Here is a 13,555-nt window from a genome sequence, read left to right as displayed (position 1 = left end):
TGATCCGGCAACCCAGGGCGGGTGGCATCCCTGGATGCCCGGGTCAAGCCCGGGCATGACAATTTTGGGTGGCGCCGGTTTCGGCGGTGTCTTTCGAATACGCTCCTCCTTTTGTCACTGCCGGACGGGCGTTGCCCGAGCGCTGCGCGCTTCCGGCAATCCAGGGCGACCGGCATCCCTGGATGCCCGGGTCAGGCCCGGGCATGACAAGTTAGGGGCTTCGTGTCTCGGCGCCGTTGCGTGATCCGTCGCATCGGATCAAGCTGACCCTATGAAAAGACGCATCCTCGTCATCAATCCCAACTCGACCGTGGCGGTCACCGAGGCCATGGACCGGGCGGTCGCGCCTCTGCGCCCTGGCTTCGACGGCGAGATCCGCTGCGTCACCCTGGCCGAGGGGCCGCCCGGCATCGAGAGCCAGCGCCAGTCCGACGAGGTCGTGGCCCCGCTCTGCCGCCTGGCCGAGCGGGAAGCGCCGGAGACCGCCGCCTTCGTCGTCGCCTGCTTCTCCGATCCCGGCCTCCACGCCCTGCGCGAGATCACCGGCAAGCCGGTCTTCGGGATCGCCGAATCCGGCCTGCTGACGGCGCTCACCCTGGGCGAGCGCTTCGGCATCATCGCGATCCTGGAGACCTCGATCCCGCGCCACGGCCGGATGATCCGCGGCCTCGGCCTGGAGGCCCGCCTGGCCGGCGAGCGCGCGGTCGGCTTCGGCGTGACCGCGCTGGCCGACGCGGCGGCGGTCGAGAGCCGGATGATCGAGTCGGGGCGCGCCCTGCGCGATGACTGCGGCGCCGACGTCCTGGTGCTCGGCTGCGCCGGCATGGCCGACTACCGGGCCGCCATGGAGGCGGTGCTCGGGCTGCCCGTGGTCGATCCGACCCAGGCCGCGACCGCCCACGCCGTCGCCGCCGTGCAGCTCGGCTACCGGCGGGCGCCGAGTGCCTCGGCTCAGTAGACCCGTGTCAGCTTGTAGCCCCGCTTTTCCAGGAGCTTGAGGACGCCGCGCTCGCCCGGCAGGTGGAGCGCGCCGACCGCGACGAAGGCGCCGCCCGCGTCGAGCCGCTGGGGCAGACGGGCGGCCATGTTCTCGTTGCGGCTGTAGAGCATCCGCTCGTCGAACACCTCGCGCACCAGGGGCACCTCGTCCGTCATCATCGCCTCCTTGAGGTCGAAGAGCCGGTTCAGGTCCCGCGCCAGGTAGGCCGCTTTCATCTCTTCGAAGATCGGCTCGATCTGGTCGTGAGAGGCGACGGTCAGGTCGAGCAGCTCAAGCTGGTCCGCCTCGGCCAGACCGGAGAACACCAAGATCTGCTCCTCAACCGTCTCCAGGCCGTGGACCGCCTTGCCCTGGCGCTTGGCGGTATCCTGGATGATCTGGTCGAGCGGCTTGCCTCCGGCGCTCTGGCGCTGGAACTCGGACGGCGGCAGGCTGAAGAACAGCACCAGGGCCCAGGGCTTGAACAGCTGGATCTGTTCCCGCGCCATGCCGTAGCGCGCGCCGGCGGCGACCAGGCGGTCCAGACGCTCCGCGCCGGCGACTTGGCCCAGCGAGCGTCCGTCGAAGAACAGCATGGACTGAGCCAGGGCCATCTGCACCTGCGGGTTCATCACGATCTCGAGGATCACGGACTTGGAGGTGTCGAGGGAGGTCTTCACCGGCTCCGGCAGGGCGACAACGTCGCTCGCGGCCGAGTGCATGGTCCCGAAGAGGTAGCTCGGCGCGCTGCCGGGGACGTCGACGCGCCAGAGCAGGCCCTGGCCGTAGGGCAGGTCCGTGGCGGCGGCGTCCGGGCGCAGCGGCGCCAGCAGCACCAGAGCCGGCAGCGCGATCAGCAGAAACAGCCGGCTGAAGGCACCAGTCCGGCGGAAAACCTGGGTCATCGCCTATCCTTTCCAAGCCCGGCCGGGCCGAAGGTGCCGAGGCCGGTCACAAGACCGCAAGATATTCAGAATACGAGTGTTTCACCCAGCCGTTGACAATGCCTTACCGCTGGTGGGCCTTTCCGGCCGGGCCGCAGCCCGATCTCGCGGCGGCGAGGACGATCGTCCAGGCGTTGCATATTGATGCGATCCTCCATCCCATGATAGCGAAATTTCTCAGGGGACCGAGCCGAGTCGGTCCGACGAGAGGGCTATCGATGAAGCGCGTCTTGACCGGGTGTTTCGCCATTATCGCCGGATTGGCTGGCGTCACCGTCGCGCCGTCGCACGCGGGGCCGCAAACCGCGCGGGCGGCCGCCCCGCTGCTCGCCCAGGCTCCGGCGCCCGCCGGGCAGGCCGAAGGCGAGCGCTTCGTGGTCTACTTCGCCAGCGGCAGCGCGGAGCTGGACTCCGCCGCCGAGGTGGTTCTGAAGGAGGCGAAGGCAGCCCTCGCCAAGCTGGAGCGCGGCCGGATTCTCCTGATCGCCGGCACCGACACGGTCGGCGACCCGGCGGCCAATGTCCGCTTGTCGGAGCGCCGCGCCGACGCCGTCGCGGCGGCCATGATCGCCGGCGGTGTCGCGCCCAGCGCGATCCGGGCCGAGGCCTTCGGCGAGGCCGATCTGGCCGACCCCACCGGCGACGGGGTCGACCAGGCCGGCAACCGGCGGGTCGAGATCCTGGTCGGACGCTGATCCCGACAAGCTCCCGGGGGCCTTGACGGATCAACCTTCGGCTCACCACGTAAGTGATGAGGCCGCTACTTGCGCGCCCGAGAAAAGGGGAAAGGTCTAGGCATGAAGAAACTGGCGATCATCGTCGGCGTCCTGGTGCTTCTCTTGGTGGCCGGCCTCGCCGCCGTTCCCTTTTTCGTGCCCATGGAACCGGTGAAGGGCCGCATCGCCGAGGCCGCCCAGGAGGCGACCGGCCGCGAACTCTCGATCGGCGACCTGTCGCTCTCGGTCTTTCCGCGCGTCGAGATCGATGCTGCCGAGGTTGCCCTGGCGAATCCGTCCGGGTCCGACCGCGAGCACCTCGCCACGGTGCAGCGCCTGCTGATCCGCCTGGACGTCCTGTCGCTCCTGTTCTCGCGGGAGGTCGCGGTCGACAGCTTCGTGCTGGTCGAGCCGGCGATCCACCTGGAGGTAGACGAGAGCGGCACGCCGAACTGGGCTTTCACCCCAGCCGCACCCGCGCCGAGCGACGGCGCCGAGGGCGGCGAGCCGAGTGCGCAGCCCGTCCCCGAGCCGGCCGAGCCGTCGGAGAAACCGAAGCGGGCCGCGGGCATCGCCGGGCTTCGCCTCGGCGACGTGCGCATCGAGCGCGGTCTTCTGACCTACGCCGACGCGGCGCGCGGCCAACGCCACGAGGTCTCGGACATCGGGCTCTCCCTGGCGCTCGAAGCCTTCGATGAGCCCTTGACTGCCGAAGGAAGAGCGACCTGGCGCGGCGAGGAGATCGCCCTGCGCCTCGACGCCGACAACCTGCGCGCTCTCTCGGAGGGCGCGGCCGCCAAGGTCGCGCTCAACCTGCGGGGCCGGCCGCTCTCGCTCGGCTTCGAAGGCGACCTCGCCGTGTTGCCCGCGGTTGACGCGGAGGGGCGGGTCGATCTCGACGTGCCCTCGCTCAGGGAGCTCGCGGCCTGGGCCGCCAAGCCCATCGAGCAGGGTGGCAGCGGCCTGGGCCCGCTCGCGATCACCGGGCGCGTGGCGGTCGAGGGCCAGACCTACGCCTTCGAGGAGGCCACGATCAGGCTCGACGCCATGACCGCGACGGGCCGTCTCGCCGCGGCGCTCGGCGGGCCGAGACCCAGCCTGTCCGGCGCGCTCGCCATCGACCTGCTGGACCTCAACCCCTACATGCCGGCCGAGAAGACCGAGGCCAAGGCCGCTCCGGGAACCGGCGGGGCCGCCCCCGCTGCGGGCCAGGGCCAGTCAGGCGGCGCCCAGCCCAAGGCGGCCAAAGCCGGCACCTGGAGCAACGAGCCGATCGACCTAAGCGCGCTAAAGGCGGTTGACGCCGATTTCGCTCTGGAGGTCGGCGGAATCCGGGTGCGCGACATCAAGGTCGGACGCAGCGTTCTCGACGCGAAGCTTGAGAATGGCCGGCTGGTTGCCGACCTGAAGGAGCTCAATCTCTACAACGGTAGCGGCGAGGGACGCTTCGTCGTCGACGGCAGCGGCGCGGTCCCGTCCGTCGAGAATCGCCTGGCACTGACGGGCGTCACACTGGAGCCCCTGCTGCGCGACGCCGCCGGCTTCGACCGGCTGGAGGGCACCGGCGGCTTCGACTTCGCGCTCGAGACCCGGGGCGGGAGCCAGCGCGCCATGGTCGCCGCGCTCGGCGGTCGGGGTGGGATCGAGTTCCGCGACGGCGCGATCAAGGGTGTCAACCTGGCCGCCATGATCCGCAACATCGAGTCCGCCTTTCTCGCCGCGGACAAGGCCCAGAAGACAGATTTCGCCGAGCTCTCCGGCACCTTCCGGATCGCCAAGGGCGTGCTCAACAACGACGACCTGAAGCTGCTCAATCCGCTGATCCGGGTGACCGGCGAGGGCCGCGTCAACCTGCCGGCGCGCACGCTCAAGTACCGCATCGAGCCCAAGGCGGTGACCGACCTGAAAGGCCAGGGCGGCGACCTCGCGGCCAGGGGCCTGGCGGTTCCCGTCATCGCCGAGGGGCCCTGGCATGCGATCACCTACCGGCCCGACATTGTCGCCCTGATCGGCAAGCCGGCCGACACTTTGAAGGGCACGGTCGAGGGCCTGACGTCTCCGTTAACGGGCGAAGGCGGCGGCACGGACGCGGCCAAGGACACCCTCAAGGACGCCGGTGACGCGCTGAAGAAGCTGTTCGGGAATTAGCGCGCGCCGAGACCGGCCGGACGCAGCTCAGTAGACCCGGCTGAGGCCGAAATCGACCACGTCGGCCAGGGCCTGGCGCGGGGTTGAGTCGGGGAAGATCTCGAGCGCCTTGTGGGCCGCCGCGCCAAAGGAGCGGGCGCGCCCGATGCACTCTTCCAGGCAGCCGTGCCGGGTCATGATGTCGATCGCCTGCTCGAGGTCAGCCTCGTCCTGCTGCAGGTCTTCCATGCAGCGCCGCCAGAAGTGCTTCTCGCGCTCGGTCCCGCGCTGGTAGGCCAGGATCACCGGCAGGGTGATCTTGCCTTCGCGGAAGTCGTCGCCGATCGACTTGCCGAGCAGCGCCTGGCGGGCGGAGTAGTCCAGCACGTCGTCGACCAACTGGAAGGCGACCCCGAAGCTGTGTCCGAAGACCTCGAGCGCCCGTTCCTCGGCCTCCGGGCGGTCGGCGACCACGGCCCCGATCTCGCAGGCGGCGGCGAAGAGCGCCGCGGTCTTGGCGCTGATCACCTTCATGTAGCTGTCTTCGGTAGTGGCGGTATCGTTCGAGGTGGTCAGCTGCATGACCTCGCCCTCGGCGATGATCGCCGAGGCATCGGACAGGATGCGCAGCACCTTGAGCGAGCCGTCTGCAACCATGAGCTGAAAAGCCCGGCTGAAAAGGAAGTCGCCAACGAGGACGCTGGACTTGTTACCCCAGACCGCGTTCGCGGTCGCCAATCCGCGGCGCAGGTCGCTCTCGTCGATCACGTCGTCGTGCAGCAGGGTCGCCGTGTGGATGAACTCGACGCAGGCTGCCAGGGCCAGGTGCCGGGGCCCTTCGTAGCCGCAGAGCTGCGCCGACGCCAATGTCAACAACGGCCGCAGGCGCTTGCCGCCGGCCGCGATGATGTGGCCGGCGAGCTGCGGGATCAGCACCACTTCGGATTGCATGTGATCGAGGATGAGCGCGTTGACCCGTTGCAGATCCTGTTGCACCAGGGCTGTCAGGCGCTGCAAGCCGTTCTCCGGAGAAGCCGCATTCTCCCGCTTGTAGTCGGCGACCAGTGCCACTTTCGACCTTCCCACCTTTCCTTCCGGGCTGGCCTGCGTTTATCTTCCTTGTCTTGGCCCGGCGGACTGCCGGCCAGAATAGGTGCCTGGGCTGTTGCGTCAAGCCTGCCTCGGTGAAGCTCGGGGCCGGCTCTTGCCGCCGCCGTCTCGATCGCGGCCAACCCTGGCGATCCCGCCCAACCCGAGCACGATCACAACGACCTTGTTACGAGACTGTTAGCCGAGGGGTTCAATAGGGGCAGGGCGATGAAGGAGCTGTTGCGCACCAACGACATCGTGAAGCTGTCCTGGCTCACGGCGCTGTTGGCGGACTCCGGTATCGAAGCGGTTGTGCTCGACGCCAACACCTCGATCCTGGAGGGCTCTGCGGGGGCGATCCCGCGGCGCCTCGCCGTCATGGACGACGACTACCTTCGCGCGAAACGACTCCTTGTCGAGGCCGGCGAGCTCGACCCGGCATGACGCCACGCACCCAGCCCGCCGCCGCCGGATCCCCCGGCGCGACGACCCTGGACTTTCTTCTGGACGGGCGGGTCCGCCTTCGCCAGCCGGCGCGCGGCTACCGGGCGGCCATCGATCCGGTGCTGCTGGCTGCGTCGGTCGAGGCAGGCGCAGGGGAAAGCCTGCTCGATCTCGGCTGTGGCGTCGGCGCCGCGGCCCTCTGCCTTCTGGCCCGCGAGCCCGAGGTACGGGTCGCGGGCCTGGAGGTGCAGGGGGCACTGGCGGCTCTGGCCCGCGCCAACGCCGAGGAGAACGGGTTTGCAGGCCGGTTCGAGGTGGTCGAGGGCGACCTGCGCGAAGCGGCGGATCACTTTCCGCCCGAGGGTTTCGACCGGGTCCTGATGAACCCGCCCTACCTGGGTTGCGCCTCGGGACGTCCCTCGAAGCTGGCGTCGCGCGACCTGGCGCAGCGCGAGGGCGAGACCGGGCTGGCGCACTGGCTGGCCGCCGCGCGGCAATGGCTCAGGCCCAAGGGGACACTCAACGTGATCTACCGCGCCGACCGGCTGGCCGACCTCCTCGCGGGGCTCGCCCCCGCCTTCGGGGGCATCCGGCTGTTTCCACTCTGGCCAGCCGAGGGCCGGCCCGCGAAGCGCATTATCGTCGCCGCCCGCAAGGGGGTCGCGGCGCCCGGAGGCGTGAGCTGCGGCCTCGTCCTGCACCGGGGCGACGGCGCCTATACGGCGGCCGCGGAGGCGGTCCTGCGGGAGGCCGCCCCGCTCGTCTGGTAGCGCCCGAGGCCGGCGGCCTTCGATCCGGATCTCCGTCGGCGTGGGGTGTTGGCAAGCCTGCCGCGCGGCCCCATTTAGCTGGCTATGGATTTCTACGCGCTCCTGGCCAAGCTTCCGCTCAGCCGATTCAAGAACCCTCCGCCCCAGGTCGCCGTGGTCGCGCTCACCGGCGTGATCGGCGGGATGGGCCCCATGCGCGGCGGTCTCTCCCTCGCGGCACTGGCCGACCCGCTGGAACGGGCCTTCAAGATGCCCCGGATCCGGGCCGTGGCGCTCCGGGTCAACTCGCCAGGCGGCTCGCCGGTGCAGTCGGCGCTGATCGCGGAACGGATCCGGGACCTCTCGGCCGAGCACGAGGTGCCGGTGATCGCCTTCGCCGAGGACATCGCGGCCTCCGGCGGCTACTGGCTGGCCTGCGCGGCCGATGAGATCTACGTCAACGAGAGCAGCATCGTCGGCTCGATCGGGGTGATCTCCGCCAGCTTCGGGTTCACCAAGATGATGGAGCAGATCGGGGTCGAGCGGCGGGTCCACACGGCGGGCGAGCGCAAGTCCATGCTCGATCCCTTCAGGGAAGAGGACCCGAAGGACGTCGCCCGGCTCAAGGCGATCCACCAGGACATCCACGAGAGCTTCAAAGAGATGGTCCGCCAGCGTCGGAGCGAACGCCTGAAGGGCGGCGATAAGACGCTCTTCTCGGGCGACGTCTGGACCGGCCGCAAGGCCGTGGAACTGGGACTCGCCGACGGCGTCGGCGAGATGCGCCGGGTGCTGCGCGAGCGCTACGGCGAGAAGCTGCGCCTGCGCAAGGTCGAGGACCGTCAACGCTGGTGGCGGCTGCGCCTGCCTTTCTCCGCAGCCGGGGCAACGGGCGGACGGCCGGTCTCCGCGGCCTGGGCGGAAGGCCTGATCGCGGCTGTGGAGGAGCGGGCGCTCTGGGCCCGCTTCGGCCTCTAGATCGGATCATGTTTAGACGGAAGCAGGTCCTGCTTCCGTCTAAACATGTGAATCCGATCTACATCATTGAGTTAGAGCAGATTCACCGGGTTTGATGAATCGCTTCTAGCGATTCAATCAAACCCGGATCTGCTCTAGGGTAGACCGGGTCCCAGCAGCCCGCTCGCCTTGACGGCCCCGGGACCGCGCCATACAAGACGCCATGTTCTCGCTCCAGAAACTCCTGTTGCTGGCCGCCCTGGTCGGTGCCGTCTGGTACGGTTTCAAGCTGGTTTCGCGGCTCCAGGAGGCACGTCAGCTGGACCGGTCTGTGAAGTCCCAGCGGCGTCCGGTCAAAGGGGGCGGCGACGGCGGCAAGGCCGAGCGCAAGGAGGCCGAGGAGATGGTTCGCTGCCCGGTCTGCGAAGCCTTCGTGGCGGCGCGGGCCCAATCGAGCTGCGGACGGCCGGATTGCCCCTATTAGGGATCTATTCCGCTAATCGCGTAAAGCGTCAATAAACCATGATGTTATGCGCCTAATACGAGAACAACATGCTGAATATGTTAGTATTTTATGCAGGTTCAGCTAATACATTTATAAGGCTTGCCCCCTAGGATCGGCTCGATGGCCGCGACCTATAAGTGTGGTCGCCCAGGCCGAACGTTGCCACGAGCCGCGCGGCGGTTGATCGACCGAGGGGCGAGATGCAGTACATTGAAAGCCTAGAACAGGCGGCCGAGTATGCCGAATCTGCCTTGAAGCACATGCGCCAGCACGATGTGGTGCAGAATCCCAACAACTTCGCGGTCTGGTACGGCTACTTCGCAGGCCGGGACCCGGCCATGAACCGGGCCCTGGACATCGTGCTCAGCAACAAGGCGCAGCTTACACCTGAGCGTTGTGAAGAGATCTACGAGCAGTTCATCGGCTTCGACAAGGAGAGCGGTGAGCTTCGGGAAACCACCAGCCGCCTGCAGTCCATGATCGGCGAGATCCTCAACCATCTCGACGAGGCGGGCAAGGACCAGGGCCGCTACGGTGAAAAGCTCGCGGGCTTCTCGAAGGACCTGGCGCAGTCCGGCGACGGCGGCGACATGGCCGAACTGGTCAAGGGCATCCTGAACGATACGCGCAACATCCTGGAGAAGAACCAGGCGCTCGAGAGCCGGCTCGGTGAATCCTCGCAGGAGATCACCGACCTGCGCCAGCACCTCGAGGAGGTGCGCCGCGAGGCGATGACCGACGCGCTGACCGGAATAGCCAACCGCAAGTATTTCGACCTGACCCTGCGCGAGGAAGCGGCCAAGGCCCAGGAAGACGGCTCGGATCTTTCGCTCCTGCTGCTCGACATCGATCACTTCAAGAAGTTCAACGATACCTTCGGTCACCTGATCGGCGACGAGGTGCTCAAAGCCGTGGCCCGCATCCTCAAGGACGGCGTCAAGGGCCGCGACACGCCGGCGCGTTACGGCGGCGAGGAGTTCGTGGTCGTTCTGCCGAGCACGAGCCTGGACAACGCCCTCACGGTGGCCAACCAGATCCGTCAGAAGCTGTCTTCGCGCAAACTGAAGAACCGCAAGACCGGCGAGAGCTACGGGATCGTCACCATGTCGGTCGGCGCCGCCAAGTACCGCCTCGGCGAAACCCTGGAGAGCTTCGTCCGCCGGGCGGACCAGGCGCTCTATCGCGCCAAGGCCGAGGGCCGCAACCGGGTCATCTCCGAGCTGATGCTGGAGTTCGTCGGGCTCGCGGAGTAAGCCGCCTGCGCTTGATTCCCCCGGGGGGCGAGGCTACTCTCCCCCGGTTTTTCGCAGTGCAACAAAGACCCGGCCCCCATGCCACCCGGAAAATCCGCCGCGTCGCGCCGGCGCGCCTTGCGCGCCGATCCGGAGAGCTGCTTCCAGCGCCTGATTCTCAAGCTTCAGGACTATTGGGCGAGCAAGGGCTGCGTCATCCTGCAGCCCTACGACCTGGAGGTCGGCGCGGGTACCTTCCACCCAGCGACCACCTTGAGGTCGCTCGGCCCGCAGCCCTGGAAGGCGGCCTATGTCCAGCCGTCGCGCCGGCCGACCGACGGCCGCTACGGCGAGAACCCCAACCGCCTGCAGCACTATTACCAGTTCCAGGTGATCTGGAAGCCGTCGCCGCCGGACAGCCAGGCGCTCTACCTGGGCTCGCTGGAGGCGCTCGGCATCGACCTCATGGCGCACGACATCCGCTTCGTCGAGGACGACTGGGAGAGCCCAACCCTCGGCGCCTGGGGCCTCGGCTGGGAGGTCTGGTGCGACGGCATGGAGGTCACCCAGTTCACCTACTTCCAGCAGGTCGGCGGCATCGACTGCGATCCCGTGTCGCTCGAGCTGACCTACGGCCTGGAGCGCCTGGCGATGTACGTCCAGGGCGTCGAGAACGTCTACGACCTTGACTGGGACGGCGTGCCGAAGGAAGAGGGCGGCAAGACCTACGGCGACGTTTTCCTGCAGTCGGAGCAGGAGTTCTCGGCCTACAACTTCGAAGTGGCCACCACCGAGACGGTCATGGCCCACTTCAAGGACGCGGAGGCGGAGTGCGCCAAGCTTCTGAAGGCCGAGCGCCCCCTGGCCCTGCCGGCCTACGACCAGTGCATGAAGGCGAGCCACCTGTTCAATCTGCTCGACGCCCGCGGCGTGATCTCGGTGACCGAGCGCCAGGCCTACATCGGCCGGGTGCGCGACCTGGCCAAGAGCTGCTGCGAGGCCTGGCTGGCCAGTCAGGCGGGGAGCGCCAGTTGATCGTCTCAGACACGCAAGTTTTGTCATGCCCGGACTTGATCCGGGCATCCAGGGCGACCCTCGGCCCCTGGATAGCCGGGTCGAGCCCGGCTATGACAAGGACTGGGGAAATGGCCGGGCTGCGAGGGCGCCATGGCTGAGCTCCTGCTCGAGCTGCTGTCGGAGGAGATCCCGGCGCGCATGCAGGCGCGCGCCGCGGAGGACCTGAAGCGCCTGGTCACCGGCAAGCTGGAGGAGGGGCGACTCGACTTCGGGAGCGCCGAGGCCTTCGCCACGCCGCGGCGCCTCACCCTGGTGGTCGACGGCCTGCCGACGCAGCAGCCGGATCTCTCCGAGGAGCGCAAGGGGCCGCGGGTCGGCGCGCCCGAGCAGGCGCTGCAGGGCTTCATGAAGGCCAACGCCCTGTCATCCATCGACCAGGCCGAGGTCCGCGAGGTCAAGGGCGCCCGGTTCTACTTCGCGGTCAGGCAGGTCGCGGGGCGGCCCAGCGTCGAGGTCCTGCCGGCGGCCATTGCCGGCGCGCTGACCGCCTTCCCCTGGCCGAAGTCGATGCGCTGGGCCGGCGACAAGTTCCGCTGGGTCCGGCCGCTCCACGCCGTGCTCGCGCTCTTCGACGGGGCGCCGCTCGACTTCGCCGACCAGGCCGGCAGCTTCACCTCGATGGTGGCGCTGGGGCAGACCGAGACCCGGGGCCACCGCTTTCTCGCGCCCGACCCGATCGCCGTTTCCAACTACGCTGACTACCGCAAGAAGCTGAAGCAGGCCAAGGTGATCCTCGATCCGGCGGAACGCGAGGCGATCATCCGCCGCGAGGCCGGGAAGCTGGCCAAGAAGGCCGGCCTGGCGGTCAGGGACGACCCGGCCCTGTTCGGCGAGGTCGCCGGCCTGGTCGAATGGCCCGTGGTTCTCATGGGGCGCATCGACCAGGCCTTCATGGACCTGCCGCCGGAGGTTCTGACCACCGCCATGCGGAGCCACCAGAAGTACTTCGCCACCGAGGACGCCGAGGGGCGTTTTGCCGACCGCTTCCTCCTGGTCGCCAACATGGCGACCAGGGACAAGGGCAAGACGATCATCACCGGCAACGAGCGGGTCCTGCGCGCCCGCCTGGCGGACGCCCGCTTCTTCTGGGACGAGGACCGGAAAAAGCCCTTGGCCGGCCGGGTCCTGGACCTGAAGAACATCGTCTTTCATGCCCGGCTGGGCACGCTCGACGACAAGGTCGACCGTCTGCAGGCGCTGGCGGCGATGCTCGCCAAGCACATCCCGGGCGCCGACCCGGACCGGGTGCGCTCCGCCGCGCGGCTCTGCAAGGCCGACCTCACGACCGGCATGGTCGGCGAATTTCCCGAGCTCCAGGGCATCATGGGCCGCTATTACGCGCGCCACGACGGCGAGAGCGAGGCGGTGGCCGAGGCTATCGCTGAGCACTACGCGCCGCAGGGCCCGGGCGACCGCTGCCCCTCGGCGCCCGTCTCGGTCGCCGTTGCTCTGGCCGACAAGCTCGACACGCTGGTGAACTTCTTCGCCATCGACGAGAAGCCGACCGGCTCGAAGGATCCCTTCGCCCTGCGCCGGGCCGCCCTGGGCGTCATCAGGCTGATCGTCGAGAACGGGATCCGACTGCCGATGCGGACCGTTTTCACCGAGGCGCCGCGCGCCGCCGCGGCCAAGGGCGAGGTCGCGCGGGACATGATCGATTTCTTCGCCGACCGGCTCAAGGTCGCGCTGCGCGACCAGGGCGTGCGGCACGACCTGATCTCGGCGGTCTTCGCGCTGGGCGGCGAGGACGACATCGTGCGCGTGCTGGCGCGCGTGGCCGCCCTGGAGTCCTTCCTCGGGACGGACGACGGCGCCAACCTCCTGGTGGCTTACCGCCGGGCGGCCAACATCGTGCGGATCGAGGAAAAGAACGACAAGACGACCTACAACGGCGGTGCCGACAGTGCCGCGCTCAAACAGGAGGAAGAGCGCGTCCTGTTCGACAGCCTGGGGCGGGCCGCAACCGCGGCCGAGGCCGCCCTGTCGGACGAGGACTTCACCGGCGCCATGTCTTCGCTCGCCGGATTGCGACGGCCGGTTGACAAATTCTTCGATGAGGTGACGGTGAACGCCGACGATCCGGCGCTGCGCGCCAATCGGTTGCGTCTGCTGTCGCAGCTCGGGTCGACCCTGGGCCAGGTGGCGGATTTCTCCAAGATCGAGGGTTGAGGTGGCACAAACAAAGGTAACCACGGCCAAGTGGATCTACAGCTTCGGCGGAGGCGAGGCGGAGGGCGCGGCGAGCCTGCGCAATCTCCTCGGCGGCAAGGGGGCCAACCTGGCGGAGATGTCCGCGCTCGGCCTGCCGGTGCCGCCCGGCTTCACGATCACAACCGAGGCCTGCACCCACTACTACGACAACGGTAAGGCGCTGCCGCCCGGTCTCAAGGAACAGTTCGAGGCGGCGCTCGGCGCCATGGAGAAGCTCGTCGGCGCGCGCTTCGGCGACCAGAAGAACCCGCTGCTCGTCTCGGTGCGCTCGGGCGCGCGGGTCTCCATGCCCGGCATGATGGACACGGTGCTCAACCTCGGCCTCAACGACCAGACCGTCGAAGGCCTGGCCCGGCATTCCGGCGACGGACGCTTCGCCTACGACAGCTACCGCCGCTTCATCCAGATGTTCGGCGACGTGGTGCTCGGCGTCGACCATCACGGCTTCGAGGAGATCGTCGACCTGCACAAGGAGGACCGGGGCGTCACCCTGGATACCGATCTCTCCGCCGAGGACTGGCAGGC

13 protein-coding genes are annotated in these 13,555 nt (G+C 68.5%); 11 read left to right on the top strand and 2 right to left on the bottom strand.

Annotated elements, in window-relative coordinates; genetic code table 11:
* The first annotated feature begins 271 nt into the window (after positions 1-271).
* Entirely contained in the window at positions 272-958 is a 687-nt protein-coding gene (locus tag QNJ67_22715; protein MDJ0611803.1) for an aspartate/glutamate racemase family protein, read from the top strand.
* Here the strand turns inward: QNJ67_22715 and QNJ67_22710 are convergent.
* The gene (locus QNJ67_22710) at positions 952-1,884 is read right to left on the bottom strand and encodes a TraB/GumN family protein (GenBank protein ID MDJ0611802.1); all 933 of its coding nucleotides are present in this window, start codon (positions 1,882-1,884) and stop codon (positions 952-954) included. The two genes, QNJ67_22715 and QNJ67_22710, sit on opposite strands and share 7 nt — an antisense overlap.
* Positions 1,885-2,141: 257 nt before the next feature.
* On the opposite strand from QNJ67_22710, the gene QNJ67_22705 reads away from it, so the two are divergent.
* Both QNJ67_22705 and QNJ67_22700 read left to right on the top strand, forming a co-directional pair.
* Entirely contained in the window at positions 2,142-2,618 is a 477-nt protein-coding gene (locus QNJ67_22705; protein MDJ0611801.1) for an OmpA family protein, read from the top strand.
* 102 nt (positions 2,619-2,720) lie between these two features.
* Positions 2,721-4,787 carry an AsmA family protein gene (locus tag QNJ67_22700; GenBank protein ID MDJ0611800.1) on the top strand — a complete coding sequence of 689 codons (2,067 nt, stop codon included), beginning with the start codon at positions 2,721-2,723 and terminating at the stop codon, positions 4,785-4,787.
* A 27-nt stretch (positions 4,788-4,814) separates the two neighbouring features.
* Here QNJ67_22700 and QNJ67_22695 read toward each other — a convergent pair whose 3' ends face one another.
* Positions 4,815-5,831, bottom strand: a complete 1,017-nt coding sequence (locus QNJ67_22695) for a polyprenyl synthetase family protein (GenBank protein ID MDJ0611799.1) — start codon at positions 5,829-5,831, stop codon at positions 4,815-4,817.
* Between the two features lie 252 nt (positions 5,832-6,083).
* On the opposite strand from QNJ67_22695, the gene QNJ67_22690 reads away from it, so the two are divergent.
* From QNJ67_22690 to QNJ67_22655, 8 genes are all read left to right on the top strand, one after another.
* Positions 6,084-6,299: a DUF2007 domain-containing protein gene (locus QNJ67_22690; GenBank protein MDJ0611798.1), complete on the top strand. Its 216-nt coding sequence runs from the start codon at positions 6,084-6,086 to the stop codon at positions 6,297-6,299.
* Positions 6,296-7,069 (top strand): methyltransferase, encoded by a 774-nt coding sequence (locus QNJ67_22685; protein MDJ0611797.1) that lies wholly within the window; start codon positions 6,296-6,298, stop codon positions 7,067-7,069. The genes QNJ67_22690 and QNJ67_22685 overlap by 4 nt, the downstream gene beginning before the upstream one ends.
* Before the next feature lie 84 nt (positions 7,070-7,153).
* Complete coding sequence (locus QNJ67_22680) at positions 7,154-8,026, top strand: S49 family peptidase (GenBank protein ID MDJ0611796.1); 873 nt, start codon at positions 7,154-7,156, stop codon at positions 8,024-8,026.
* 202 nt (positions 8,027-8,228) lie between these two features.
* Positions 8,229-8,489, top strand: a complete 261-nt coding sequence (locus QNJ67_22675; GenBank protein MDJ0611795.1) for a hypothetical protein — start codon at positions 8,229-8,231, stop codon at positions 8,487-8,489.
* Positions 8,490-8,710: 221 nt separating this feature from the next.
* On the top strand, positions 8,711-9,763 hold the full coding sequence (locus QNJ67_22670) for a GGDEF domain-containing protein (protein MDJ0611794.1): 1,053 nt from the start codon (positions 8,711-8,713) through the stop codon (positions 9,761-9,763).
* A 78-nt stretch (positions 9,764-9,841) separates the two neighbouring features.
* Positions 9,842-10,777 carry a glycine--tRNA ligase subunit alpha gene (locus tag QNJ67_22665; GenBank protein ID MDJ0611793.1) on the top strand — a complete coding sequence of 312 codons (936 nt, stop codon included), beginning with the start codon at positions 9,842-9,844 and terminating at the stop codon, positions 10,775-10,777.
* Positions 10,778-10,909: 132 nt separating this feature from the next.
* Complete coding sequence (gene glyS, locus QNJ67_22660) at positions 10,910-12,988, top strand: glycine--tRNA ligase subunit beta (protein MDJ0611792.1); 2,079 nt, start codon at positions 10,910-10,912, stop codon at positions 12,986-12,988.
* A 1-nt stretch (position 12,989) separates the two neighbouring features.
* A partial coding sequence (locus QNJ67_22655; protein ID MDJ0611791.1) for a PEP/pyruvate-binding domain-containing protein occupies positions 12,990-13,555 on the top strand: 566 nt, incomplete at its 3' end.

Source organism: Kiloniellales bacterium (assembly GCA_030064845.1).
Classification (GTDB): domain Bacteria; phylum Pseudomonadota; class Alphaproteobacteria; order Kiloniellales; family JAKSDN01; genus JASJEC01.
This window is presented reverse-complemented; position numbering and strand designations above follow the sequence as displayed.